The organism is Terrabacter sp. MAHUQ-38, from assembly GCF_014518425.1.
Lineage (GTDB): Bacteria > Actinomycetota > Actinomycetes > Actinomycetales > Dermatophilaceae > Terrabacter.
This window is the reverse complement of sequence record NZ_JACVCU010000003.1, coordinates 14,660-40,005: the sequence shown is the minus strand read 5'-3', so window position 1 is coordinate 40,005 and position 25,346 is coordinate 14,660. Positions and strand designations below refer to the sequence as shown.

Annotated in this window: 23 protein-coding genes; 9 read left to right on the top strand and 14 right to left on the bottom strand. The window is 71.9% G+C overall.

The window, feature by feature from the left end; genetic code table 11:
- The 4 genes from H9I49_RS11430 (at position 1) to H9I49_RS11415 (ending at position 2,974) form a co-directional block, all read left to right on the top strand.
- The gene (locus H9I49_RS11430) at positions 1 to 1,149 is read left to right on the top strand and encodes a glycosyltransferase (RefSeq protein ID WP_188030514.1); all 1,149 of its coding nucleotides are present in this window, start codon (positions 1 to 3) and stop codon (positions 1,147 to 1,149) included.
- The gene (locus H9I49_RS11425; protein WP_188030513.1) at positions 1,146 to 1,910 is read left to right on the top strand and encodes a hypothetical protein; all 765 of its coding nucleotides are present in this window, start codon (positions 1,146 to 1,148) and stop codon (positions 1,908 to 1,910) included. The genes H9I49_RS11430 and H9I49_RS11425 overlap by 4 nt, the downstream gene beginning before the upstream one ends.
- The gene (locus H9I49_RS11420) at positions 1,907 to 2,260 is read left to right on the top strand and encodes a hypothetical protein (protein WP_188030512.1); all 354 of its coding nucleotides are present in this window, start codon (positions 1,907 to 1,909) and stop codon (positions 2,258 to 2,260) included. Before H9I49_RS11425 ends, H9I49_RS11420 begins: the two co-directional genes overlap by 4 nt.
- A 96-nt stretch (positions 2,261 to 2,356) precedes the next feature.
- Positions 2,357 to 2,974, top strand: coding sequence for a hypothetical protein (locus H9I49_RS11415; protein WP_188030511.1), 618 nt, complete (start codon positions 2,357 to 2,359; stop codon positions 2,972 to 2,974).
- Positions 2,975 to 3,080: 106 nt separating this feature from the next.
- Here H9I49_RS11415 and H9I49_RS11410 read toward each other — a convergent pair whose 3' ends face one another.
- Positions 3,081 to 4,064, bottom strand: a complete 984-nt coding sequence (locus tag H9I49_RS11410; protein ID WP_188030510.1) for a MauE/DoxX family redox-associated membrane protein — start codon at positions 4,062 to 4,064, stop codon at positions 3,081 to 3,083.
- Between the two features lie 98 nt (positions 4,065 to 4,162).
- On the opposite strand from H9I49_RS11410, the gene H9I49_RS11405 reads away from it, so the two are divergent.
- The 4 genes from H9I49_RS11405 to H9I49_RS11390 are packed head-to-tail and all read left to right on the top strand — an operon-like array spanning position 4,163 to position 7,772.
- Complete coding sequence (locus H9I49_RS11405) at positions 4,163 to 4,981, top strand: exodeoxyribonuclease III (protein WP_188030509.1); 819 nt, start codon at positions 4,163 to 4,165, stop codon at positions 4,979 to 4,981.
- 42 nt (positions 4,982 to 5,023) lie between these two features.
- On the top strand, positions 5,024 to 6,073 hold the full coding sequence (gene trpS, locus H9I49_RS11400) for a tryptophan--tRNA ligase (RefSeq protein WP_188030508.1): 1,050 nt from the start codon (positions 5,024 to 5,026) through the stop codon (positions 6,071 to 6,073).
- 46 nt (positions 6,074 to 6,119) lie between these two features.
- Complete coding sequence (locus H9I49_RS11395; protein ID WP_188030507.1) at positions 6,120 to 6,650, top strand: 2'-5' RNA ligase family protein; 531 nt, start codon at positions 6,120 to 6,122, stop codon at positions 6,648 to 6,650.
- A 3-nt stretch (positions 6,651 to 6,653) separates the two neighbouring features.
- Positions 6,654 to 7,772: a YihY/virulence factor BrkB family protein gene (locus tag H9I49_RS11390; protein ID WP_188030506.1), complete on the top strand. Its 1,119-nt coding sequence runs from the start codon at positions 6,654 to 6,656 to the stop codon at positions 7,770 to 7,772.
- 111 nt (positions 7,773 to 7,883) lie between these two features.
- On the opposite strand, the gene H9I49_RS11385 is transcribed toward H9I49_RS11390, so the two are convergent.
- The 8 genes from H9I49_RS11385 to H9I49_RS11350 all read right to left on the bottom strand — a co-directional run bounded on the left by H9I49_RS11385 (position 7,884) and on the right by H9I49_RS11350 (position 17,975).
- On the bottom strand, positions 7,884 to 9,404 hold the full coding sequence (locus H9I49_RS11385) for a serine hydrolase (RefSeq protein ID WP_188030505.1): 1,521 nt from the start codon (positions 9,402 to 9,404) through the stop codon (positions 7,884 to 7,886).
- A 78-nt stretch (positions 9,405 to 9,482) separates the two neighbouring features.
- Positions 9,483 to 10,235 carry a succinate dehydrogenase/fumarate reductase iron-sulfur subunit gene (locus H9I49_RS11380; protein WP_188030504.1) on the bottom strand — a complete coding sequence of 251 codons (753 nt, stop codon included), beginning with the start codon at positions 10,233 to 10,235 and terminating at the stop codon, positions 9,483 to 9,485.
- Between the two features lie 55 nt (positions 10,236 to 10,290).
- The gene (locus H9I49_RS11375) at positions 10,291 to 12,291 is read right to left on the bottom strand and encodes a fumarate reductase/succinate dehydrogenase flavoprotein subunit (RefSeq protein WP_188030503.1); all 2,001 of its coding nucleotides are present in this window, start codon (positions 12,289 to 12,291) and stop codon (positions 10,291 to 10,293) included.
- A gap of 3 nt (positions 12,292 to 12,294) precedes the next feature.
- Complete coding sequence (locus tag H9I49_RS11370; protein ID WP_188030502.1) at positions 12,295 to 12,948, bottom strand: succinate dehydrogenase cytochrome b subunit; 654 nt, start codon at positions 12,946 to 12,948, stop codon at positions 12,295 to 12,297.
- Positions 12,949 to 13,119: 171 nt separating this feature from the next.
- Positions 13,120 to 13,872, bottom strand: a complete 753-nt coding sequence (locus H9I49_RS11365; RefSeq protein ID WP_188030501.1) for a succinate dehydrogenase/fumarate reductase iron-sulfur subunit — start codon at positions 13,870 to 13,872, stop codon at positions 13,120 to 13,122.
- A complete protein-coding gene (locus tag H9I49_RS11360) occupies positions 13,869 to 15,827 on the bottom strand; it encodes a fumarate reductase/succinate dehydrogenase flavoprotein subunit (protein WP_188030500.1) in 1,959 nt (652 codons plus the stop codon). The genes H9I49_RS11365 and H9I49_RS11360 overlap by 4 nt, the downstream gene beginning before the upstream one ends.
- Complete coding sequence (locus H9I49_RS11355; protein WP_188030499.1) at positions 15,827 to 16,672, bottom strand: hypothetical protein; 846 nt, start codon at positions 16,670 to 16,672, stop codon at positions 15,827 to 15,829. Before H9I49_RS11355 ends, H9I49_RS11360 begins: the two co-directional genes overlap by 1 nt.
- A 106-nt stretch (positions 16,673 to 16,778) precedes the next feature.
- Positions 16,779 to 17,975: a glycosyltransferase family 1 protein gene (locus tag H9I49_RS11350; protein ID WP_188030498.1), complete on the bottom strand. Its 1,197-nt coding sequence runs from the start codon at positions 17,973 to 17,975 to the stop codon at positions 16,779 to 16,781.
- 114 nt (positions 17,976 to 18,089) lie between these two features.
- Here H9I49_RS11350 and H9I49_RS11345 point away from each other — a divergent pair, with 114 nt between their 5' ends.
- Positions 18,090 to 19,091, top strand: coding sequence for an SDR family NAD(P)-dependent oxidoreductase (locus tag H9I49_RS11345; RefSeq protein WP_188030497.1), 1,002 nt, complete (start codon positions 18,090 to 18,092; stop codon positions 19,089 to 19,091).
- A 31-nt stretch (positions 19,092 to 19,122) separates the two neighbouring features.
- Here the strand turns inward: H9I49_RS11345 and H9I49_RS11340 are convergent, their stop codons facing one another.
- The 5 genes from H9I49_RS11340 to H9I49_RS11320 all read right to left on the bottom strand — a co-directional run bounded on the left by H9I49_RS11340 (position 19,123) and on the right by H9I49_RS11320 (position 25,267).
- Positions 19,123 to 19,926 (bottom strand): GNAT family N-acetyltransferase, encoded by an 804-nt coding sequence (locus H9I49_RS11340; RefSeq protein WP_188030496.1) that lies wholly within the window; start codon positions 19,924 to 19,926, stop codon positions 19,123 to 19,125.
- Positions 19,927 to 19,988: 62 nt separating this feature from the next.
- On the bottom strand, positions 19,989 to 21,596 hold the full coding sequence (locus H9I49_RS11335) for a hypothetical protein (protein ID WP_188030495.1): 1,608 nt from the start codon (positions 21,594 to 21,596) through the stop codon (positions 19,989 to 19,991).
- Positions 21,597 to 21,598: 2 nt separating this feature from the next.
- Positions 21,599 to 22,687: a mannose-1-phosphate guanylyltransferase gene (locus H9I49_RS11330; RefSeq protein ID WP_188030494.1), complete on the bottom strand. Its 1,089-nt coding sequence runs from the start codon at positions 22,685 to 22,687 to the stop codon at positions 21,599 to 21,601.
- A gap of 49 nt (positions 22,688 to 22,736) precedes the next feature.
- Positions 22,737 to 24,365, bottom strand: a complete 1,629-nt coding sequence (locus H9I49_RS11325) for an ABC transporter permease (RefSeq protein WP_188030493.1) — start codon at positions 24,363 to 24,365, stop codon at positions 22,737 to 22,739.
- The gene (locus H9I49_RS11320; RefSeq protein ID WP_188030492.1) at positions 24,362 to 25,267 is read right to left on the bottom strand and encodes an ABC transporter ATP-binding protein; all 906 of its coding nucleotides are present in this window, start codon (positions 25,265 to 25,267) and stop codon (positions 24,362 to 24,364) included. Before H9I49_RS11320 ends, H9I49_RS11325 begins: the two co-directional genes overlap by 4 nt.
- Positions 25,268 to 25,346: the final 79 nt, after the last annotated feature.

The window sequence follows — 25,346 nt, the reverse complement described above, 5'->3', positions numbered from 1 at the left end:
GTGGACCTCGTCATCACCTCACTGGAGGCCTGGGACGGCGTGTGGCGCCGCAACCAGCACCTCGTCGCAGGCCTGCTGCGGCGCGACCCCGACCTCCGTGTCCTGTTCGTCGAGCCGGCCGCCGACCCGCTCCATTCCGCGCTCGGCGCCGGCCAGCCACGTCTGGGCCGTGGCCTGCGCCGGGCACCCGCCGTCGACGGCGTCCGTCCGGAGGCCCTGTGGCTGCTCGAGCCGACCAAGTGGCTGCCGCGTCGCGTCGACCGTCGCGTCGACGAGCGCTGGGCACGGCAGGTGCTGCGGGCGACGCGCTCGATGGGGATGACCGAGCCGCTGCTCTGGGTCAACGACCCGACCGGGTCGTTGCTCGTCGAGGCGACGCCCTGGGCCTCGCTCTACGACGTCACCGACGACTGGACGCTCGCCGAGCGCACTGCCGCCGAGACGGACCGCATCGTGGCACAGGAGCACGTCCTGCTGGCGCGCTGCGACGAGGTCGTCGTCTGCTCCCCGGCTCTCGCCGCGAGCAAGGGCGCCGACCGCGAGGTGACGCTCGTGCCCAACGGTGTCGACACGGCGGCATACGCCGTCGTCCACGACCGGCCGGCCGACCTGCCGGCGGGGCGCTGCGCCGTCTACGTCGGCACCCTCCACGCAGATCGGCTCGACCTCGACCTCTGCGCCGGCACCGCGCGCGCGCTCGCCGGCTCGGGGCACCTCGTGCTCGTCGGTCCGGACGCGCTCGTCCCCGAGCAGCGTGGCCGCCTGGAGGCGGCCGGAGTGGTGCTCCTCGGCCCGCGGCCGAGCACCGAGGTGCCCGCCTACGTGCTGCACGCCGACGTGCTGGTCGTGCCGCACGTCGTCACGCCCTTCACCGACAGCCTCGACCCGATCAAGCTCTACGAGTACCAGGCGTCGGGGCGACCCGTCGTGTCGACGCCCGTGGCCGGCTTCCGCGACGTGGAGGACCCGCTCGTCACGGTCGCGGGCCACGAGACGTTCACGGCTGCCGTCGTCGGGCTCCTCTCGAGGGGCGAGGCCCCTACTGCTGCAGTCCATCCCGGGCGGGCGGCTGGTGCCGACTGGTCACGGCGCGTGGACCAGCTCTCCGACGTCATCGGCAGGCTCCGAGACCGGGACCGGCGCGCATGACCGACTCTCTCCTGCACGTCCGGGCACTCGGCGCGACGGTGGCCATCGAGGTCACCGACCCGCGCCTGCGCCCGCTCGCCCTCCAGGCCTGGTCCGCCTGCGCGACGTCCCCCGTCGACGGCTGCCCCGTCGTGCAGGCCCCCACCGTGTTGCCGGGCGCCACTCCGGACGACATCGCGGTGGCGCTGCAGAGCCTGACCCAGCTCGTGACCCGCGAGGCGATCAGCGCCAGGGCCGGACAGGTGATGATGTTCCACGCCGGGGCGCTCTGCGACCAGACGTCGGGCGCCACGATCGCCATGGTGGCTCCCGGTGGCACGGGCAAGACGACGGTGGTCCGAACCCTGGGACCGGGACGGGGCTACATCTCCGACGAGACGGTCGCCGTCGCCGACGACCTCAGCATCGAGCCCTACTGCAAGCCCCTGTCGATCCGCCGCCCCGACACCGGGCTGCCGAAGGACGAGGTCAACCCGGTCGACCTCGGCCTCACCGTCCCGCGGGTGCAGCCCTGGCTGGCCGGGATCGTCCTGCTCCGGCGCGACCGCGGAGCCGGGGAGGCCCCCGTCGTCGAACCGGTCGAGGTGCTCGACGCCCTCGTGCTGCTGGCGCCCGAGACGTCGTCGCTGGCCCGTGTCGCGCGACCGCTGCACCGCCTGGCCGGTCTCGTCCAGGCGGTCGGCGGCCTGCTGCGCGTGCGCTACCACGACGCCGTCGAGGTCGAGCCGGTCGTGCGGGACATCCTGGGGAGGTCCCGGTGAACCGCGTGGACGTACCCCTCGACCCGGACACGGTCCTGGCGCGCATCCCCCTGGTCGACGAGTTCACGACCGACGAGGGCACGGTGGTCATGGTCGGGGTCGAGCCGCTGCACCGCGTCGTGCGGCTCTCACCCCTCGGGCTCGAGGCCCTCGACGCCATCGGCGGCGGGACGACCCTGGCCGAGCTCGAGGACGAGCTGCGTTCACGACTGGGGGCGCCACCCGGCGGAGGCCTGGCCGAGAGGGTGCTCGAGGTCGTCGTCGCACTCTTGTCGGCCGAGGTCATCAGTGCAGGTCAGGGCCACAAAACGGACAATGGGGACGACATTCGCCCGGGAGCGTCGAGATAGCCCCCAAGGTGTGCGATTTCCGGCATCCGAGGCCGCGGGCTCCGATACATTGACGAGTCACTTCGGGGTTTCAGTCAGCGAGTGGGGGATTCATCCATGTCACACAATCACGGCGCCGAGTCGGCGCCTCCGAGTCGTCGTTCGGTCGTCAAGGGGGCCGCCTGGGCGGTGCCGGCAGTCGTGGTCGCGGGGGCCGCGCCCACGGTGGCGGCGTCCGAGGGCCCTCTGCGGTTCACCGGGGCTGCGTGCAAGCTCCCCGGCAACGCGAACGACATCTTCAAGGGATACGTGTTCGAGCTCATCGCGACGAACTCGCCGGGCCCCAACCCGGCAACCGGCGTCACGGTGATCAGCAACGTCCGTGTCAACGGCCAGCTCGTCACCGGCTTCCAGGTCTACGTCGCGAACGGCAGCACCTGCACCTGCGCCACGTGCACGCCTGCCGGTTCGACCTCGTGCAACACGTTCTGCACGCCCGACGCCACGTCGCAGCGGATCTTCGTCTACACGAACACGCAGCAGAACAGCAAGAACACCTCGTTCAGCCTGGACTACCAGCGGTATGAGTGCAGCACCTGTACGGCGATCGACACCTCGCCCGTCAACATCGCGACGCCGATGCTCTCGACCCCGCCTGCCACCAGCGGTGGCGGGTCGTGCGACATCCAGGGCGCGGTTCCGGTGCCCGCGGGGCTCAACCCGAACTGCGGCTGACAGCGGGTCGCCGCCGACGCAACGCAGAGGTACGGCGCTGAGGGCCTCGATCCACGGATCGAGGCCCTCAGCACGTCGCGCGTCGTGGGATGCGGGGCCCGCGCGGTCAGCCCACCGCCTCGACGAGCTCGGCGCGGACGTCGTCGACGAACTCCGGAACCGCGAGGCTGCCGATGACGGGCCCGCCGGCGAGCAGCCCGTCGGCGCCGAGCAGCACCGCCCCGGGGGTGCGCAGGTCGAACGTCTCGTAGACGAGGCCCTCGGCGTCATGGACGGAGAGCGGCTCCTGCGTCGACGCGAGGCCGGAGGACTCCGGGTCGGCACGCACGAGGATCCTCACGTCGAGCTGGGGCAGCTGCTCGCGCCACCCCGGGACCGCGTCGATGACCTCGCGGCAGCTTCCGCACGTCTCCGAGACGTACACGAGCAGCTGCGGACGCGTCTCGCTGAGGCGACGCAGCGTGGTGGTGCTGCCGTCGCCGAGGGTCACGGGCAGCGCCGGTGTGCGCACCCGCAGGTACTCGCCTTCCTCCTCGACGAGCGCGGCCTGCTCGTCGAGCTCCGCGGCCGGCCCCGAGCCGCCCACGACGAGGCGGACCGTGACGGCAGCCGCGACCGCGCCGGCGACCCACCACCACGGTGCCCCGCCGTCGGCCAGGCGTGTCGCGACCGAGGACCCCTGCGTCGAGGCGACGACGGCCAGGACGGCGAGCGCGACGAGCCAGGCGTTGCGCACGACGGTGCCGCGGGTGATCCGGCCGGGCGCGAACTCGCCGAAGCAGGCGCAGTCGACCGGGACGTCGAAGCCGAGGCCGCGCACGACCAGCCAGAGGTATGCCGTGAACAGCACGAGCGTGGCGACCGAGGCGAGCACGCCGGGCCGACCACCGAGCAGGACGAGCGCGACGGCGAGGGCGATCTCGGCCCAGGGCAGCCCCCGCACGGCCCCGTGACCCGACAGAAGCGCCGGCACCCTGAGGTCGCGGAAGGCCTCGGCCGATGCCCGGGGCGAGCGCAGCTTGCCCACCGCGCTGACGAAGAGGACGACGGCGAGGATCGCGGGCGCGAGGACGAGGGCGTCTGTGGGCACAGCGCATTCTAGGCAGGCGACGGCATACCACCGCGGTGGTTCGTGCCAACCGTAGGGCCGCGGGGAAAGGCGTGGGCGGTGTCCTGCACAATCGGCGCATGCGCGTCGTCACCGCCAACGTCAACGGGGTCCGGGCCGCGGCCAGGCGCGGGATGATCCCGTGGCTGCAGCAGGCGCAGCCGGATGTGCTCTGCCTCCAGGAGGTCCGCGCGAGCGACGTCGATCTCGCCAAGGTTCTCGCTGAGGCGGGCCTCGCGCACTGGTCGCTCGCCCACACCGAGGGCAGCGCCAAGGGCCGTGCCGGCGTCGCGATCGTGACGCGCGACCCGCAGGTCGACGTCCGTGTCGGAGTCGACGGCGACTTCGCCGACGAGGGCCGCTGGGTCGAGGTCGACGTGGACACCGACGCCGGCTGCCTGACCGTCGCGTCCGCGTACGTCCACACCGGCCAAGCGGGCACCGATCGCCAGGACGTCAAGATGGCCTTCCTCGACGCGATGACGCGGCGGATGCGCCGCGCCGCCGGGGCCGATGCCCTCATGGTCGTCACGGGTGACCTCAACGTCGCGCACCGCGAGGCCGACCTCAAGAACTGGAAGGGCAACCTCACGAAGGCCGGCTTCCTGCCCGAGGAGCGAGCGGTCATCGACGGCTGGCTCGCCGACGGCACCTGGGTCGACGTGCAGCGCGCGCACGCGGGCGACGTCGCGGGCCCGTACACGTGGTGGTCGTGGCGCGGCAAGGCCTTCGACAACGACGCCGGGTGGCGCATCGACTACCAGCTCGCGACCCGGCGCCTCGCGGCCGTCGTCGCCGACGCGTCCGTCGGCCGCGCGCCGACCTATGCCGAGCGGTGGAGCGACCACGCCCCCGTCGTCGTCGACTACGACCTCGGCGGCGTCGCGCTGCCGGGCTGAGCGGGTCCGTCGCGCGGCCCGTGTTGGGGGCACCGCGCGCTGATGGGCCAGAATGCACCCATGTCCTCGACGCCCTCCCTCCCGACCCGCCGGCCGCGCAGCCTCTCCGGCATGCAGCCGACGAGCGACTCGCTCCACCTCGGCAACTACATCGGCGCCCTGGTGGAGTGGGTGCGGCTGCAGGAGACCCACGACGCGTTCTACTTCGTCGCCGACCTCCACGCCCTGACGGTCGTACCCGACCCGGAGGTGCTGCGTGAGCGCACCCGCATCACGGCCGCACAGTACATCGCCGGCGGGGTCGACCCGGTGCGCTCGACGCTCTTCGTGCAGAGCCACATCGCCCAGCACACCGAGCTCTATTGGGTGCTCGGCACGCTGACCGGCTTCGGTGAGGCGAGCCGCATGACGCAGTTCAAGGACAAGTCCGCCAAGGGGACCAACACCAACGTCGGTCTCTTCACCTACCCGGTGCTCCAGGCCGCCGACATCCTCATCTACGACGCCGACGTCGTGCCCGTGGGTGAGGACCAGCGCCAGCACCTCGAGCTGTCCCGCGACCTCGCGGGCCGGTTCAACCAGCGCTTCGGTGAGACCCTCGTCGTGCCCGAGCCGCACATCATGAAGGCGACGGCGAAGATCCAGGACCTCCAGGAGCCGACCGCCAAGATGAGCAAGTCGGCGGCGTCGGACGCCGGCCTGGTGAGCCTGCTCGACGATCCGTCGCGCATCGCGAAGAAGATCCGCTCGGCCGTCACCGACGCGGAGCGCGAGATCCGCTTCGACGAGGAGAACAAGCCCGGCATCTCCAACCTGCTCTCGATCCACTCGGCCCTGTCCGGCACGCCGGTCGCGATCCTGGAGGAGCAGTACGACGGCCTGGGCTACGGGGACCTCAAGAAGGACGTCGCGCAGGTCGTCGTCGAGGCGGTCACGCCGTTCCGCACGCGCACGCTCGAGCTCATGGCCGATCGCGCGGAGCTCGACCGCATCCTCGCCGACGGCGCGGAGCGCGCCCGTGCGGTCGCCGAGGCGACGGTGCGCCGCGTCTACGACAAGGTCGGCCTCCTCCCGTCCACGCTGCGTCCCTGAGGGCCTCGCCTCTCGCACGCCGGACCAGTTCGATACGGTCTGGGTCGTGAGTGTTGCGCGTCCCACGACGATCGGCGTCTCGATCCCCATCCCGGCCCCACACGGCGACTACCTTCAGCGACGCCGGGCCGACTTCGGCGACCCCCAGGCCTGGCAGATCCCCGCGCACATCACCCTGCTCCCGCCGACCGAGGTCGACGCGGAGGTGTATGACGCCTTCCGCGAGCACTGCTCGGGTGTCGCCACGCGCCACGCGCCGTTCGACGTCGTGCTGCGCGGTACCGGCACCTTCCGCCCGCTCTCGGACGTCGTGTTCATCCAGGTCGCCCAGGGCGTCTCCAACTGCGAGGCGCTCGAGATGGCGCTGCGCTCCGGACCGGTGGAGCGGGCCCTCGAGTTCTACTACCACCCGCACGTCACCGTGGCGCACAACGTGCAGGCGGGCGACCTCGACCGTGCCTTCGCGGAGCTGGCCGACTACGCCGTCGACTTCGAGGTCGGCGCGTACCACCTCTACGAGCTCGGGGACGACGCGGTGTGGCGCCCGGTCCACGAGTTCGCGCTCACCGGGGGCTGACCGGTGGCCGCCGTGCAGGCGCTGCTCGCCCGGCTCAAGGCCACCCGCGCCTGGGAGGCCTGGACCCGCTACGGCCACGCCAACGGCGACCTTCTCGCCGCCGGCGTCGGCTACTTCGCCTTCTTCTCCGTCTTCCCGGCGCTCGCGCTCGCGTTCGCGATCTTCGGGTTCGTGCTGCAGGGCCGTCCGGACCTCATCGAGACCATCGCCGAGTCGCTGAACAGCACGCTGCCGGGTGTGGTGCGCACGCCCGACCATCCGCAAGGGCTGATCAGCGTCGAGGCCCCCGCGAGCCTCACCCTGACGCTCACCGGCATCATCTCGTTCGTCACCCTGCTGCTCGCCGGTCTGGGATGGGTGGGCGCGCTGCGCACCGGGATCCGCGGGATCTTCGGGCTCGAGGCGTCCAAGGACGACCTGGTCCGCACGAAGGCCCGCGACCTCTTCGTCCTCGTCACGCTCGGCCTGGCCGTCGCGCTCTCGGCGGTCGTCACGGGCGTCGTCGGCGGCCTCGCCGAGCGGGTGGCCGGCTGGGTGGGCCTCGAGGGCAACGGCGCGCTCGTCGGCGTGCTGGGGCTCGTCGTGGGCGTCGTCTTCGACACCCTCATCCTCATCGTGCTGCTGAGGATGCTCTCCGGCGTGCCCCTCCCGTGGCGCAACGTCCGTCACGCTGCGCTGCTGGGCGCGGTCGTGCTGACGCTGCTCAAGCTGTTCGGCGGGTTCCTCGTGAGCCGGGCCAGTGCCAACCCCGTCCTCGGCGCGGTCGCAGTCTCGGTGGGCCTGCTCTTCTGGCTCAACCTCATGTCCAAGGTGGTGCTCCTCTCGGCCTCGTGGGCGGCCAACGAGGTCGACCTCCACCCGCTCGGCGACGACAGCGCACGGTCGGCCACGGCCCGGGCGCGGCGTCCCGCGTTCGCCACAGCCCCCGGGCCACGAGCCGACGCGAGCCTCGTCCCGTATGCCGGCACGTCCCTCGCCGCCCCCGGTCCCGACGCGCGTGCGTCGGCTGACCCGAAGCCGGCGTCACGGGCCACCGACCGCGCGAGCCTGGCGGCAGGAGCGGTCCTCGGGGCCGCCGGCGCGGCCGTGCTGGCGGGCGCCCGCCGGCTGAGAAGGCGCTGACGAGCGGTTGCGGGAGGGTCCGCGGGTCGGCACGTCCGCTGTGAGTGCGGCTCACCAGTCGGCCAGGGCGGTGCGGACCTCGCGCGCGGCCTGCCTCACCCTGAGCTGGGGTCAGGCGCGGCGGCGGCGCGCGACGGCGACCAACGCGACGCCGCCCAGGACGATGACACCGACGCCCGTGAGCGCGGCGAGCGACCCCGTGCGGCCGGATGAGGTGGCCTCCGACGGGGGAGCCCCGACCGGCTCGGGCGTGCCGGTGCCTGCAGATGCGGCGGTGGACCCCGAGGGGGTTGTGGATGCGCTGTCGTCCGTCGTGCCGCCGCTGGGCGCCGCCCCGGCCGGCGGCAGCTGCGGCAGGCTCGGTGCCGGCGAGGGCGCGGACGCTTCGCCCGGCTCGACGAGACGTCCGACAGGCGTCACGCGGTCGGCGTTCGCGAAGCCCCAGTCGAGCAGTGCCGCGGTCGGCTTCCACGAGCCGGTGATGCTCCCCATCTGCGAGACGACGAGGGTGCGACCACCGCGCGTGGCAGCGCCGATGAAGGTGTGCTGGGCTCGGTCGGTGCGTCCGGGCTTGATGCCGATGGCGCCGGGGTAGTGGGCGAGCAGGTCGTTGATGTTGTAGACGTGGAACGGCTTCCACACCTTGCCGTTGCGGTCCCTGCCACCGGGGAACACGAGGTCGCGCTTCGTGACCGCGACCCGGAAGGCCGGCAGCCGCATCGCGTCACGACCGATGAGCGCCAGGTCGTAGGCGCTCGAGCGCTGCCTGCCGTCGTCGAGCCCGCTCGGATCGACCGTCAGGGTGTCGTGCGCCCCGATCTCGGCGGCCTTCTCGTTCATGAGCGCGACCGTGCGGTCGTAGCCGCCGGCAGCGTCGGCAAGGGCGTAGACGGCGTCGTTGGCCGAGAACATCAGCATCGCGTCGAAGAGGCTCGAGACGGGGTAGCGGTTGCCCGCGAGGACGCCGACCCGCGTGCCCGAGGCCTCCTGGGCGTCCTTGCTCGCGACGACCACCCGCCGCGGGTCGAGCCGCGGCATGAGCGTCATTGCGGTCAGCGCCTTGAGGGTGCTCGCCGGACGCAGCCACGCGTGCGGCGACTTCGCGGCGAGGACCTCGCCCGTGTGGAGGTCGGCGATGACGTAGGACACGTCGTACACGTCCGGCGGGGCCGCGACGGTGGCCGGCCGGTCGACGACGACGCCGGTCTCGGCGAGGCGTGAGCCGCCGACGACGCTCTCCGGCGCCCACGCGGGGTGGGCGTACGGCGCCGGGGGCGTGTTGCGGCACACGGCGCGTGGTCTGGCGGGCCTCGACGCCGACGTCGTGGGTGTGCCCGCCCTGGTGACGGGGCTCGTGGCCGGGGGCGCCGTCCACGTGGGGGCCTCGTCCGTCGGGAAGACGCGCGGCGTCAGGGTCACGCCCGGCGGCACGACCTGGCGGGTCTGCCACGGACGGCAGGTGGGAGCGGCGACCGGCTGCGCTGCGGCCACGACGCGCGGCGAGACGGCGCTCCCACCGGGCGGGACGGCATACGCCGTCGTCATCACGAGCCCGAGCGCGACGGCACTGAGCGACGCGCCCGCGACGGGGAGCGTCCACGGGCGACGTCGGGGCCGGTCGGAGGGCGTCATCGCCGGGACAGACTAACCCGCCCCGGAGCTCCGGGGCGGGTCGTCGAACGAAGTGTCACGGAGCCCGGACGGGCTGGGTCACTCGGGGGTGCCGTGGTGGATCAGGGCGTATCGCAGGTCCTTGTTGAGCTGGTTGATGACGTCGAGCGGGATCTCCTTCGGGCACGCCAGCGAGCACTCGCCGATGTTGGTGCACCCACCGAAACCCTCGCGGTCGTGCTGGTCCAGCATGTTGACAACACGGGCGCTGCGCTCCGGCTGGCCCTGCGGCAGTTCCCCGAGGTGGGTGATCTTCGCAGCCGTGAAGAGCATCCCCGATGCGTTGGGGCAGGCCGCGACACAGGCTCCACAGCCGATGCAGGCGGCCGCCATGAACGACCGGTCGGCATGGTGCTTGGGAACCGGAACCGAGTGGGCCTCGGGGGCCGACCCGGTGTTCGCGCTGATGAAGCCCCCGGCCTGGATGATCCGGTCGAACGAGGAGCGGTCGACGACGAGGTCCTTGATGACCGGGAAGGCGTCAGCGCGCCACGGCTCGATGGTGATCTCGTCGCCGTCGGAGAAGCTGCGCATGTGCAGCTGGCACGTCGTCGTGACCTCGGGGCCGTGGGCCTTGCCGGAGATCATCAGACCGCACATGCCGCAGATGCCCTCGCGGCAGTCGGAGTCGAACGCGATCGGCTCCTCGCCGCGCGCGTTGAGCTGCTCGTTGAGCACGTCGAGCATCTCGAGGAACGACATGTCGGCGGAGATGTCCGTGACCGGGTAGGTGACCATCTCACCCTTGGTCTTGGGGCCGGCCTGGCGCCAGATCTTGAGGGTGAGGTTCATCGGGGCCCCCGCACGGTGTCGCAGTGAGGAACGGACGTAGGTCTCTGTGGGGTGATCACTTGTAGCTCCGCTGCTTCAGCTCGACGAATTCGTAGACCAGGTCTTCCTTGTGCAGGACCGGCGCACCGTCCTGACCGCCCCACTCCCACGCGGCGACGTAGGCGTACTCCTCGTCGTGGCGCAGGGCCTCGCCGTCGTCGGTCTGGGACTCGGCGCGGAAGTGACCGCCGCACGACTCGCGGCGGTGCAGGGCGTCGATGCACATGAGCTCACCGAGCTCGAGGAAGTCGGCGACGCGGCCGGCCTTCTCCAGGCTCTGGTTGAGCGTGTCGGCGCCGCCGAGCACCTTGACGTTGCGCCAGAACTCGTCGCGCAGACCGCGGATGAGGTCGATGGCCTTGAGCAGGCCCTCCTCGCTGCGCTCCATGCCGCAGTACTCCCACATGACCGTGCCGAGCTCCTTGTGGAAGGAGTCGACGGAGCGGTCACCGTTGATGGAGAGCAGCTTGGCGACCCGGGCGTCGACCGAGGCGCGAGCCTCGACGACCGCCTCGTGGGACTCGTCGATCTTCTCGAAGGGACCCTTGGCGAGGTAGTCGCGGATCGTGTGCGGGAGCACGAAGTAGCCGTCGCCCAGGCCCTGCATGAGGGCCGAGGCGCCGAGGCGGTTGGCGCCGTGGTCGCTGAAGTTCGCCTCGCCGGCGACGAAGAGCCCCGGGATCGTCGACTGGAGGTCGTAGTCGACCCAGAGGCCGCCCATCGTGTAGTGCACCGCGGGGTAGATGCGCATCGGCACCTCGTAGGGGTTCTCACCCGTGATCCGCTGGTACATGTCGAGGAGGTTGCCGTACTTCTCGGCGACGGCGTCGGCGCTCATCCGCTTGAGGGCGTCGGTGAAGTCGAGGTAGACACCGCGACGGAAGTCGCCGACCTTCGGCCCGACACCGCGGCCCTCGTCGCAGACGTTCTTGGCCTGGCGGCTCGCGATGTCACGGGGGACGAGGTTGCCGAAGGAGGGGTAGATCCGCTCGAGGTAGTAGTCGCGGTCCTCCTCGGGGATCTGGCGCGGGTCCTTGTCGCAGTCCTCGGCGCGCTTCGGCACCCAGATGCGGCCGTCGTTGCGCAGCGACTCGGACATGAGCGTCAGCTTGCTCTGGTGGTCGCCGGCCACCGGGATGCAGGTCGGGTGGATCTGCGTGTAGCACGGGTTGCCGAAGTAGGCACCCTTGCGGTGGGCGCGCCACGTCGCCGTGACGTTGGAGCCCATCGCGTTGGTCGACAGGTAGAAGACGTTGCCGTAGCCGCCGCTCGCGAGCACCACCGCGTCGGCCAGGTGCGTCTCGATCTCACCCGTCACGAGGTCGCGGGCGATGATGCCGCGGGCCTTGCCGTCGACGACGATGACCTCGAGCATCTCGTGCCGGCTGAACATCTCGACGGTGCCTGCGGCGACCTGGCGCTCGAGGGCCTGGTACGCGCCGATGAGCAGCTGCTGGCCGGTCTGGCCGCGGGCGTAGAAGGTGCGCGAGACCTGGACGCCGCCGAAGGAGCGGTTGTCGAGCAGGCCACCGTACTCACGGGCGAACGGGACGCCCTGCGCGACGCACTGGTCGATGATGTTGGCGCTGACCTCGGCGAGGCGGTAGACGTTCGACTCGCGCGAGCGGTAGTCCCCGCCCTTGACGGTGTCGTAGAAGAGACGGTAGGTCGAGTCGCCGTCGTTCTTGTAGTTCTTCGCCGCGTTGATGCCGCCCTGCGCGGCGATCGAGTGCGCACGCCGCGGGCTGTCCTGGTAGCAGAAGGACTTCACGTGGTAGCCGGCCTCGCCGAGCGTCGCGGCTGCGGCGCCACCGGCGAGACCGGTGCCGACGATGATGACCGAGAGCTTGCGGCGGTTGGCGGGGTTGACGAGCGCGGCCTCGAACTTGCGGGTGTTCCAGCGACGGTCGATGGGACCGTCCGGAGCCTTCGTGTCCGTGATCGGCTCGCCCTCGGAGTAGAGGCCGTACACCAGTCCGGGCGCAGGCGTCGATGAGGTCGTGGGTGTGGTGGTCACAGGTCAGCTTCCCTTGACGATTCCGAAGAGGATGGCGAGCGGCGGGAGCGCGAAGCCGACGCTCGTGACGATTGCGATGACCGTCGCGAGCGTCTTGGCGCGGGCCCGGGCCGCGGCGTTACCGGCCCAGCCGAGCGTCTGGGTGGCGCTCCAGACGCCGTGGTAGAGGTGCAGCCCGAGGGCCACGAGGGCCAGCACGTAGATCAGGACGACCCACCACACCTGGAAGCTGCTGATGACGAGCAGGCCGGGGCTGTTCTCGGCCGCCATCGAGCCGACGTTGAACTTCACGATCGTGAACTGCAGCAGGTGCCACACGAGGAACAGCAGCAGGGCGACGCCGCCCCAGCGCATCATCCGGCTCTTGACCGTCGCCTTCGCGGCCTCCTTGGCGACGTAGCGCGTCGTGCGGGCGCCTCGGGCTCGGCTCCACAGGTAGAACGCCGACCACGCGTGGGCCACGAGCGCGGCGACGAGCAGGAGGCGGAACAGCCACAGGAACCCGCCGAAGGGCAGGAACGGTGTGAACATCGTCCGTAGGTGCTCGGCGTACTCGTCGAAGGCCTCGACACCGGAGAAGATCTTGAGGTTGCCGTACATGTGCGCGAGGACGTAGAACACGAACAACGCACCCGAGACGGCCATGAGCATCTTCATGAACACGGTGCTTCGGCGGGCCGATGCAGGTCTGGTCGATCCCGTTTCCGGGAGAGTGTTGGTGGCCACGGTGGCACCCTATCCCCGTGGCCGGACGCGTTCCGACGGCTACCGTCCGGTACACGGTGAGTGTGACTATTTCCACTGCCGTGGCTGGATCTCGCCGGCTCGTCAGTCCTTGCGCAGGCCGATCTTCGTGCCGAGCCACACGAGGGGGTCATAACGGCGGCCCGCGACGCGCTCCTTCATCGGGATGATCGCGTTGTCGGTGATCTTGATGTGCTCCGGGCAGACCTCGGTGCAGCACTTCGTGATGTTGCACATCCCGATGCCCTGCTCCTCGCGCGCGAAGTCGGCGCGGTCGTCGCGGGCGTCGAGCGGGTGCATGTCGAGCTCGGCCGCGCGGATGAGGAACCGCGGGCCGGCGAACGCCTCCTTGTTGTCCTCGTGGTCACGCACGACGTGGCACGTGTCCTGGCAGAGGAAGCACTCGATGCACTTGCGGAACTCCTGCGAGCGCTCGACGTCGACCTGCTGCATCCGGTACTCGCCCGGCGCGAGGTCCGGGGGAGCGAAGGCGGGGATCTGGCGTGCCTTCGCGTAGTTGAACGACACGTCGGTCACGAGGTCGCGGATGACGGGGAAGGCGCGCAGCGGGGTGACCGTGATCGTCTCGGTCTCGCTGAAGGTCGACATCCGGGTCATGCAGAGCAGGCTCGGGCGGCCGTTGATCTCGGCGCTGCACGACCCGCACTTGCCGGCCTTGCAGTTCCAGCGCACGGCGAGGTCGCCCGACCGGGTGGCCTGCAGCCGGTGGATGATGTCGAGGACGACCTCGCCCTCGTTGACCTCGACGGTGTATTCGACGAGCTCGCCGCCGTCGGCGTCGCCGCGCCAGACCCGGAACCTCGCGTCGTAGCTCATGCTCCGCTCCCGTCCGTGGGTGCCGCCGTGGATGTCGCCGTGGGTGCCGTCGCGGGTGCGGCCGGGCCCGGCATCGCGGCCAGCTCGGCCGGCGTGAGGTACTTGGCCAGCTCGGCGCCGTCGAAGAGGGCCAGCAGGTCCTCGCGCATCGCCGGCATCGGCTGCTCAACGACGGAGACCGCGTCGCCGTCGAGCGAGCAGATGAGGTTGCGGCCCCGCCAGTGGGGATCCATGGTCGGGTAGTCGTCGCGGGTGTGACCCCCGCGGCTCTCCTGCCGCAGCAGCGCGGCCCGGGCGACGCACTCGCTGACGGCGAGCATGTTGCGCAGGTCGAGGGCCAGGTGCCATCCGGGGTTGAACTGCCGGTGGCCCTCGACCGTCAGGTGGTGGGCGCGGGCCTTGAGCTCCTCCAGCTTGGCCAGCGCGCGCTCGATCTCCTCCGCCGTACGGATGATGCCGACGAGGTCGTTCATCGCCTGCTGCATCTCCTGGTGCAGGGTGTAGGGGTTCTCGCCGCCGTCCTCCTCGAACGGTGCGAGGGCCGTGGCCGCCGCGGCGTCGATGACCGCCTGGTCGACGCTCGGCCGCTCGCCACCGAGACTCTGGACGTATGCCGCGGCGCCCCTCCCGGCGCGTGCGCCGAAGACGAGCAGGTCCGACAGGGAGTTGCCGCCGAGACGGTTCGAGCCGTGCATGCCGCCCGACACCTCCCCGGCGGCGAAGAGCCCCGGCACCCGGGCTGCCGCAGCCGTGTCGGGGTCGACCTCGACACCGCCCATGACGTAGTGGCACGTCGGGCCGACCTCCATCGGCTCCTTCGTGATGTCGACGTCAGCGAGCTCCTTGAACTGGTGGTGCATCGAGGGGAGCTTCTTGAGGATCTCCTCGGGCGTGCGCCGAGAGGCGATGTCGAGGAAGACCCCGCCGTGGGGGGACCCTCGACCGGCCTTGACCTCGGAGTTGATGGCGCGGGCCACCTCGTCCCGCGGGAGCAGCTCGGGTGGGCGCTTGTTGTTGTCCGGGTCGGTGTACCAGCGGTCGCCCTCCTCCTCGGTCTGGGCGTACTGCCCCCGGAAGACGTCGGGCACGTAGTCGAACATGAAACGTCTGCCCTCGGAGTTCTTGAGCACGCCGCCATCGCCCCGCACCGACTCCGTGACGAGGATGCCCTTGACCGAGGGCGGCCACACCATCCCGGTCGGGTGGAACTGGATGAACTCCATGTTGACGAGCGTCGACCCGGCGCGCAGGGCGAGGGCGTGGCCGTCGCCGGTGTACTCCCAGGAGTTGGAGGTCACCTTGAACGACTTGCCGATGCCGCCGGTGGCGAGCACGACGGCCGGCGCGTTGAAGCGCACGAAGCGGCCCGACTCGCGCCAGTAGCCGAAGGCGCCCGCGATGGCGCCGCCCGCGTCCTGCAGCAGGTCGGTGATCGTCACCTCCGCGAAGACCTTGAGCCGGCTCTCGGGGTCTCCCGACTCGCGCTCGTCGTCCTGCTGGAGCGAGACGATCTTCTGCTGCATCGTGCGGATGAGCTCGAGGCCGGTGCGGTCGCCGACGTGAGCGAGGCGGGGGTACTCGTGACCTCCGAAGTTGCGCTGGCTGATCCGTCCGTCGGGGGTGCGGTCGAAGAGGGCGCCGTACGTCTCGAGCTCCCAGACGCGTTCGGGCGCCTCCTTCGCGTGCAGCTCCGCCATCCGCCAGGAGTTGAGGAACTTTCCGCCTCGCATCGTGTCGCGGAAGTGGACCTGCCAGCTGTCGTTGCTGTTGACGTTGCCCATGCTCGCGGCGATGCCGCCCTCGGCCATGACGGTGTGCGCCTTGCCGAAGAGGGACTTGCAGATGATCGCCGTGCGCAGCCCCGCCTCGCGGGCGGCGATGGCGGCGCGCAGACCCGCGCCGCCGGCCCCGACGATGAGGACGTCGTAGTCGTAGTGCTCCAGCTCGGCGGTCATCAGTTGATCAGCCTCGGATCGGTGAGGGCCCCGGACGCGACCAGGGCGATGTAGGCGTCGGTCAGCATGAGCGTGCCGAGCGTGGTCCAGGCCAGCTCCATGTGCCGGGTGTTGAGCCGCGAGACGACGGTCCAGGCTCGGTAGCGCAGCGGGTGCTTCGAGAAGTGCTTGAGGCGCCCGCCGATGAGATGGCGGCACGAGTGGCACGACGCGGTGTAGAGCCAGAGCAGCACGACGTTGACGACCATGATCACCGTGCCGAGCCCGATGCCGAACCCGCCGTCCTTGCCGTGGAAGGCCTTGATCGCGTCGTACGTGTTGATGGCCGACACCACGACGGCCGCGTAGAAGAAGTAGCGGTGGACGTTCTGCAGGATGAGCGGGAAGCGCGTCTCTCCGGTGTACGTCGTGTGCGGCTCCGCGACGGCGCAGGCGGGCGGCGAGAGCCAGAACGCCCGGTAGTACGCCTTGCGGTAGTAGTAGCAGGTGAGGCGGAAGCCGAGCAGGAACGGCAGGACGAGCAGTGCGAACGGCACGAACGGCGGGAACTCCCCGAACCACGTGCCGAAGTCGCGGGCCGCCGGGATGCACGACGCCGACACGCACGGCGACGAGAACGGCGAGAGGTAGTGGTACTCCTCGACGAAGTAGGCGCGCTGCGAGGCCGTGCGGACCAGCGCGTACAGCAGCCAGATGACCAGCAACGTGAAGGTCACGAGGGGCTGGACCCACCAGCGGTCGACCCGGAGGGTCCGCTCGGCGATCTGTGCCCGCCCGGGCGAGCCGACGCCGCCGGCGACCGACCCTCCTCCGCCAGAAGTCGGGTCGAGCCTCGTACCACTCATCGTGCGAACCTCCACCGTCGTTGGTTGGGCGCCGTCGCACACTCTAGTGTCACGTGCGTCACAGAAGGGTGATGAAGCCCCACGCGCCGCGGGATCGCCTGCCACGTCAGGCTGCCGAGGTGCGAACGCCGGCAGTGACATTCGCCCGCGGTCGCAGGACCGACTCGTAGTGCGTGACGAGCCGGTCGACGACGGCGGCCCACGACCGGTCGCGCACGAGGTCGTGGCCCCGCCGGCCGAGCGCCTCGGCGTGCCCCGGGTGGCCCAGGACCCGGAGCACCTGCTCGCGCAGGTCGCCCGGGCGGGACGGGTCGAAGAGGTAGCCGTTGACGCCGTCGACGACGAGGTCGAGCGGCCCGCCCGCCCGTGGCGCGACGACGGGCAGGCCGCTCGCCCCGGCCTCCTGGATCGTCTGGCCGAACGTCTCGGAGGTGCCGGTGTGCACGAACAGGTCGAGGCAGGCGTACGCCCGGGCGAGGTCGTCGCCGTGGCGCGGGCCGAGGAACACCGGCGGCCGGTTGGGCCGGCCGGTCGAGGCGGCGACGGCCTCGGTGAGAACCGCGCCCACGGCGCCGCGCGACGGCCCGTCGCCGACGACGACGAGGCGCGTACCCGGGAGGTCGGCGACCTCGGCGAGGCGCTCCACCTCCTTCTCGGGCGCGAGGCGGCCGACGTAGCCGACGAGCCGTTCGCCGCTCGGTGCGAGCTCCCGGCGCAGCGCCCGGGTCAGGGCGTCGCGGCGCCACTCCGGGTTGAAGAGGGACGCGTCGACGCCGCGGCCCCAGAGTGCGGTCCGCGGTACGTCCTGGTCGCGCAGGTCGGCGAGCGCCGCCGTCGACGGGGCGAGGGTCAGGTCCGCCCAGCCGTGGATCCGCCGGATCCAGCGCCAGGCCGTCGCGGCCGCGGCGGCGCCGGCCGCTCCCGGGGTGTGCTGACGCACGTAGGCCGCCATGTCGGTCTGGAAGACCGCGACGGTCGGCAGGTCCAGGGCGCGGGCGGCGGCGAGGCCACGCGCGCCGAGCACGAACGGGCTCGCGACATGGACCAGGTCGGGCGCGACCGTCTCGAGGAGCCGCTGGATCTCCGGCACCGGCAGGCCGACGTCGAACTGCCGCACGGGCAGCGACGCGACTCGGTGGACGGCCGCGCCGTGGAACGTCGCAGCGCCCTCCTCGCGGGAGCGGGGCGCGATGACGACGACGTCGTCGCCCCGGTGGCGCAGCTGCTCGACGACACGGCAGACGCTCGTCGTGACGCCGTTGACGCTCGGCAGGAACGACTCGGTGACGATGGCGATGCGCACCTTCACCACGGTGCCGAGCGGACGCGCTCGGCGGGCGACGTGCCGGGGTGTGTCCGATGACAAGGCGGTGACGGGCTCGTGCCTTCACCGGTCGTGGCCACCTAGGGTGGGCGCATGGTCCTCAACCGGGCGGCCGCGGCACTGGACTGGGTCATGGACAAGTCCCTCGTGCTCGGCTACACGCGCGTCGGGCCGGCGCTGCGTCGCGCCTGGTGGCCGCACGACCCGGCGCCCGGGGCCCTCGTCGGCCGTCACGTCCTCGTCACCGGGGCCAGTGGGGGCCTGGGGTTGGCGACCGCTCGCGGTCTCGCGCGGCTCGGCGCCACGGTCCACCTGACAGGTCGCGACGCCTCACGGCTCGACACCGCACGGTCGGCGCTGCTCGAGGAGCAGCCGCTCGCGGAGGTCGTGACGCACGCGGCCGACGTCAGCGACCTCGCCGGCACGGCCGAGTTCGCCCGTGCCTTCGCCGTCGAGGTGCCGCGCCTGCATGCCGTCGTGCACAACGCCGGCGTCATGCCGCCGCAGCGCACGACGACGCCGGAGGGGCACGAGCTCGCGCTCGCGACCCACGTCCTCGGGCCGCACGTGCTGACCTACGGGTTGCGCGGCCCGCTCGCGGGCGGCCGAGTCGTCCTCGTGACCTCGGGCGGCGCCTACGGCCAGCGGCTCGACGCGGACGACCCCGAGTACACCGAGGCCGGACGCGGTGCCTACTCCGCCGTCACCGCCTACGCGCGCACGAAGCGGATGCAGCTCGTCCTCGCGGAGCTGTGGGCGCGAGACCTCGACGCCGACGGGATCCGCGTCCACTCGATGCATCCCGGCTGGGCCGACACCCCGGGGGTCACCGACTCGCTCCCACGCTTCGCCGCGCTCGCGGGACCGTTGCTGCGCGACGCCGACTCGGGCGCCGACACCGCGGTCTGGCTCGCCGCGACGTCCGACGCGATCGGGACCGGCGGCCTGTGGCACGACCGGCGGCGCCGCTCGAGGCACTACCTGCCTGTCGGTGTCGGGACGGCCGAGGACGTCGAGGCCTTCTGGCGCTTCGTGCGCGACGAGACCGGGGTGCCTGCGAGCGGCGCCGGTCGTGACGACGGGCCGGGCGCCTGAGCGCGTCGGCGGCATACGAGGGCACGGACGGTCAGGGACGCAGCCAGAGCGTCCAGCGCACGATGCGGAGGTATCCGAGTCGCTCGTAGACGGGTTGGCCGTCGTCACTCGCGAGCAGCACCGCGCCCTGGTCAGGCCAGGCCATGGTCGCTGCCCACGTCAGGGCTGCCCCAGCCCCCTTGCCGCGGGCGGCCGCGAGGACGGCGACGTTCTCGACGACGGTGACACCGGCTGCGGAGTGCGCGGCCGAGGAGGCCACGGGCTCCCCGTCGTCGTAGCCGACGAAGACGCGCGTCGGTCCCTCGACCACGTCGGCGCGGTAGAAGTCACCGGGCGGGAGCACGGCCAGGTCCGGCATCGGGTAGCCCTCCACGAGAACGCGTTCGGCATCCTGGAGCTCCTGCGGGCTCCTCGCCTCACGAACCTCGAGCGCGGTCGCCGGAGTCGGCGTCGACGTGGTCGTGGGGCGGAACATGAGCGGCGGGTGACCGACGAGCGCGAAGCCGTGCGGTGAGAGGTCGGGGGTGGGGAACGGGCTGATCAGGATGGCCGTCACGCCCTCGGGGTATGCCGCCGAGATGGAGCTCACGGTGTCCGCCCAGTCGTGTGGGGGGCTCGTGACGACTGCGACGTTCAGGAGCGCCGAGGCGCCGCCGCCGCTGCCGCCGCGCCAGCCCGCGCCCTCGGCGAAGGTCCCACGGGCCGCAGCGGTGAGGGCCCGAGTCCACGAGGCGTGCGCGTCGACGGCCTGGCGCACGAGGGAGTCGGCGGGGGCGACGTCGGGCTCCCAGCCGGTCGTCAGGTACTCGCCCTTCTCGGGCAGCAGGGAGGTCATGCCTCCACTGTCGACGGTCCCCGCGCGGGGCGCAGGGAATCGCCGGGATTGCCGTCGGTGGGTCAGGCCGTGCGCCGGAAGCAGACCTCCGTGCCGGTCGCCCGGACACAGTCGTAGCCCGTCGACACGAGGGCCCGCACCCGTGCGACGTAGGCGTTCCACTCCGGCTCGTCCGCCTCAGGACGCACGGTGTCGTCGACGATGATCGCGTCGGCCCGGGGCAGGCATGCGGCCGTCAGCTCGAGGATGGCGGCCGACTCCAGCGAGTACTGGTGGAAGCGCGGGCAGACGAGCTCGACATCGCGGAGGCCCACGGCGTGGGCGTCCACGTCGTTGGATCCCGCGCGGGCATACGTCCGGACCTGTGGGTGCTGGTCGATGATCTCGCTCGCAGGCGAGTCGCGTTGCAGCTGCTGGACGCTCGACGACACGCTTCGCGCTGCGGTCAGGTAGAAGTACGGATGCAGGGCGCCGGCCACGACGTAGCCGGCGACGAGCAGGACGGCGGCCGGTTGCCATCCGGCGGCCGGCCGGGAGAGCCGTGTCGCGACGAGCGCGAGCGCGCACGCACCGGGCACGGACAGCGACTGGGCGTGGTGCGGCCACGTGGCTGTCACGGCGATCACGACCACCGCGAGCCCGAGTGAGACGAGGGTGAGGTCCCAGAGCACTGCCGGGGAGATCGTCCGGGCGGGCGTCCGACCGTCGTCGCCCCGAGTGCGACCGTCGTCGCGCAGGGCGGGGTCGGTCGACGTCGGCGCCTCGGTCCGCGACCGACGGACGACGAGGAGCACGGCGACGATGGTCGCGATGGTGATCGTGCCGGCCCCACGCCCGTCCTCGGGGAAGGCGCGCAGCAGGTGGCCGACGGTCGAGCCGTACTGCGACTGGGCGAGCTCGCCGTCCGCGTAGTCGGCGTTGAGCTTGAAGTTCCCGAGCCACCCGGGCAGCTCACCACGCAGCCACAGGGCGGTCACGCCCGCGCCGAGCGCCATGACTCCGGCGATGGTGGCGCGAAGGATGCCGGGGATGCCACCGACCGAGCGGCGGTGCAGGGCGACGACGAGCAGGGCGCCGGCGGCGACCGGGGCGATGATGAGCTTGGTGAACAGCAGCAGCCCGACGAGCGCCCCGGCAAGGATCCAGCGTGAGCGGACGGCGCAGGCCAGCGCGGCAAGCACGAAGGCGATGCCGGGCAGGTGCGTCATCCCGGTCTCGTAGGCGGGCCCGGTGAGCAGGAGCGGCGTCGCGCCGAGACCCGCAACGAGCGCCAGCCCCCGTGCCGCCCCGGCGGTGCGACCCAGGACGACGACCGACGCGCCCGCCACGAGCACCCACAGGACCTCGACGACGATGTCGGACAGCGGCGACACGAGCCGGCCGGCCGCGAGCACGTAGTAGAAAAGTGGGTCCTTGTTGTCCCAGACGTCGACGTACAGCCGGTCGCCCGCGAGGAGGCGCTCGGCCACCGAGATGTAGGTGCCGTGGTCCCCGAAGGTGCTCGGCACCAGCCGGGGCAGCGTCACGACCCACGCCGCGAGGACCGTGACGACCACCGGGAGACCACGCAGCGACCGCCGCGCCGCCCAAGGAGTCGGCCGTTCAGCCGTACCCGACGCGCCGGACGCGTCGACCTCGTCGGGCGGTCGTGCGCGGGTCTCGGACGCCATGGTCAGATGAGCTCGGTGCGGCCCTGCGCCGTGAGCGCCTCGACGACCTTCTTGACATCCTGGGCGCGGCCGGGACGGGTGATGAGCAGGGCGTCCTGGGTGTCGATGACGACGAGGTCGTCGACGCCGACGAGTGCGACGAGCCGACCGCCGGACGCGACGGTCGCGGTCGACTCGATGCTGATGATGTCGTCGACCGGGCCGATGGCGGTAATCCCGGGCAGCTCCTCCGACTCGGCGACGAGCTTGGTCAGGGCCGCGAAGTCGCCGACGTCGTCCCAGCCCAGCGCGGCCGGCACGACCGCGACGCGACCCGCCGCGGCGGCCGGCTCCGCGACGGCGTGGTCGATGGCGATCTTGTGCAGCGCCGGCCACAGGTCGCGCATGCGGCGCGGGTCGGCAGCGATCGTGCGCAGGTGGTCGACCATCTCGGCGTGGTTCTCGGCGAGCAGCTCGAGCAGCGTCGTGGCGCCCACGACGAACATCCCGGCGTTCCAGCGGTAACCGCCGCTCTCGAGGTAGCGCGTGGCCGTCTCGGCATCGGGCTTCTCGACGAACTCGTCGACCCGGTGGGCGCTGGGCGCGCCGTCGACTCCCAGCGCCTCGCCGAGGCGGATGTAGCCGAACGCGGTCGAGGGGCCGGTCGGCTCGATGCCGATGGTCACGAGCTCGCCGCGGCGCGCGAGCACGACGGCCTCCTCCACGGCGCGGTGGAAGTTGTCGGGCTGGGTGATGACGTGGTCGGCGGCGAAGGAGCCGAGGACGGCCTCGGGGTCGCGTCGCTCGAGGATGGCGGCGGCCAGGCCGATGGCGGGCATCGAGTCGCGCGGCGACGGCTCCCCGACGACGGCGTCGTAGCCGAGCATCGGGAGCTGACGGCGTACGGCATCCTCGTGGGCGACCCCGGTGACGACGAGGATGCGTTCGCCGACGAGCGGCTCGAGTCGGTCCCACGTGGCGCGCAGCAGCGACTGCCCCGAACCCGTCAGGTCGTGGAGGAACTTCGGGGAGTGGCGACGGGAGATGGGCCACAACCGCGTGCCGGAACCACCGGCGGGGATCACGGCCCAGAAGCCGGGGATGCCTGTCATGCGCCACACCGTACCGACCTGCCCGGCGGCGCTCGAACTCGTCGGCGGGTCAGCCGATGTCGCGGCGCCGCAGGGCCGCGATGCCGGCGCCGCCCACGACGGCGGCCACGACTGTGAGCGCGACGAGGGGCGTCCACTCGAACGCGCCGCCCGGCAGAGCCGGCAGGTGCGCGAACGGCGACAGGTCGACGAGCCACTCGGGAAGGTCGAGCAGGTCACCGAACTCGCCGAGCAGGAGGAAGACGATGAGCGCGGCCCATGCGAGCCCCGTGAGGCGGGGGAGCGCGCCGTAGAGCAGCATGGCGGCGGCCAGGGCCACCCATACGGCCGGCAGCGTCGACAGCGCGGCGCCCACGAGCCGCCCGACGGCCCCGCCGACGTCGCCGGCGTCGGCGCCGTGGACGAGGCCGGCCACGACCGCGCCGACCAGCACGACACCGGCCGAGGCGAGGACCGCGAGCCCGACGTGCCCGAGCGCCCAACGGGCCCGTCGCACGGGGGTCGCGAGGACGGCCTCGGCGCGGGTCGTGGTCTCCTCCGTGTGCATGCGCGTGACGAGGGCGATCGCCAGGGCCGAGGCGCCGACGGCAGCGAAGTGCAGCTCGGTGGCGAAGTAGATGTCGGTGATCGAGCCGGCGTCACCACCCATGGCCCTCAGCATGTCCGCGACCTCGGGGGAGCCGACGAACGTCTCGACGCTGCCGGCGATGGAGCCGAGGGCGAGGCCGAGCACGACGTACGCGACGCCCCAGCCGACGAGCGTGCCCCGGGCGAGGCGCCGGGTCAGGGCGCCGGCGGTGCCCATCGTGCCGCGGTCGCGCCCGGCTCGGCTGGGCAGCACCCCTGACCCGAGGTCGCGACGCTCGAGGAGGGAGAACGCGAGGGCGACGAGGACGGAGTAGAGGGCCAGGCCCAGCACGACCAGCCAGTAGCGGTTGTCGCCGAAGGGCGACACCTTGACGCCCCAGCCGAGCGGCGAGAGCCACGAGAGGAACCGGCCAGGGCTGTCGCCGGCCGCGGTGTCGCCGACGGCGCGCAGGAGGAACGCGATGGCGAGCGCACCGAGCGACCACGCCGCCGTGCCGCGCGTGCTCGAGGTCAGCTGCGCGGCGACCGCCGTGACGCCGACCCACGACAGGCCAATGACGAGCCACGAGACGCCGAGAGCGATCGAGCCGGCGGCGTCGAGGCCGACGGCGATGGAGAGCGCGACCGTGAGGACGACGGTGAGCAGCACCGCCAGCGTGCCGAGCAGTACCGCTGCCGTCAGCGCCGCCCGGCGGCCGACGACACCGGCGCCGAGCAGCTCGAAGCGTCCGGACTCCTCCTCGGTACGCGTGTGGCGCCGGACGACGACGTACGCGAGCAGGGCGAGGAACACGCCGCCGAGCAGCACCGACTTGAACGTCGCGATCGAGTCGATGCCGAGGCTGGAGATCGGGCCGTACATGGCGACGAGCGCGGGGTTGGCCAGGGTCGGCGCCATCGACGCCTGCGCGGACCGGAGGTCGGGGAAGAGCGCGAAGGTCGCCTGGGCCGACATCGCGACGAAGCCGGCGAGGCCGAGCGCGCTGACCGGGACGAGCACACGGTCGCGTCGCGCGGCGAGGCGCAGCAGGGACGTCGTCCCGGTCAGACCGGTGACGGTGGGACGCGCCAGCTCTGCCACGGCGGTCATGACGTCGCTGCCGAGGTCGTGCGGTACTGCTCCATGAAGAGCTCCTCGAGCGTCGGGGGAGCGCTCGTCAGGGCCGTGATGCGGTGCGCACCCAGCACCTCGAGCAGGCGTCCGAGGTCGTCGCTGCCGACCGTGCACGTCACGTGTTCTCCGGTGACGACGACGTCGGCGACTCCGGGCAGCGTCGAGAGCTGCGCCGCGTCGACGGGGTCTCCGAGCGTCGCGCGGACCGTGGTCCGCGACAGGTGGCGCAGCTGGGTCAGGGTGCCCGACTCGACGTTGCGGCCCTCGCGGATGATGCTGACGCGGTCGCACAGCTGCTCCACCTCGGACAGGATGTGGCTCGACAGGAGCACGGTGCCTCCGGCCTTTCGGAACTCGCGGACGACCTCTCGGAACACCGCCTCCATGAGCGGGTCGAGCCCGGACGTCGGCTCGTCGAGCAGCAGCAGCTCGACATCGGAGGAGAGGGCTGCCACGAGGGCGACCTTCTGCCGGTTGCCCTTGGAGTACGAACGGCCCTTCTTGGTGGGGTCGAGGTCGAACCGCTCGATCATCGAGGCGCGGCGCCGCTCGTCGACGCCGCCGCGGAGCCGGGCGAGGACGTCGATGACCTCGCCGCCGGTGAGGTTGGGCCACAGGGCGACGTCGCCGGGGACGTAGGCGAGTCGTCGGTGGAGCGACTCGACGTCGCGCCAGGGATCGCCTCCGAGAAGGGTCGCGCTCCCACTGTCGGCGCGGAGCAGTCCCAGCAGGATGCGGATCGTCGTGGACTTGCCGGCGCCGTTGGGCCCGAGGAAGCCGTGGATCTCGCCGGATGCCACGTCGAGATCGAGCCCGTCGAGAGCGACCGTGCGGCCGAACGTCTTGCGGAGGTCGTGCACCTGGATGGCGGAGGTCATGGATCGACAATACACAAGATTCACGATTTACTGAATGCTATGAGGGTCCGGCTAGGGTCGGGCCTCGTGACGAAGGAGC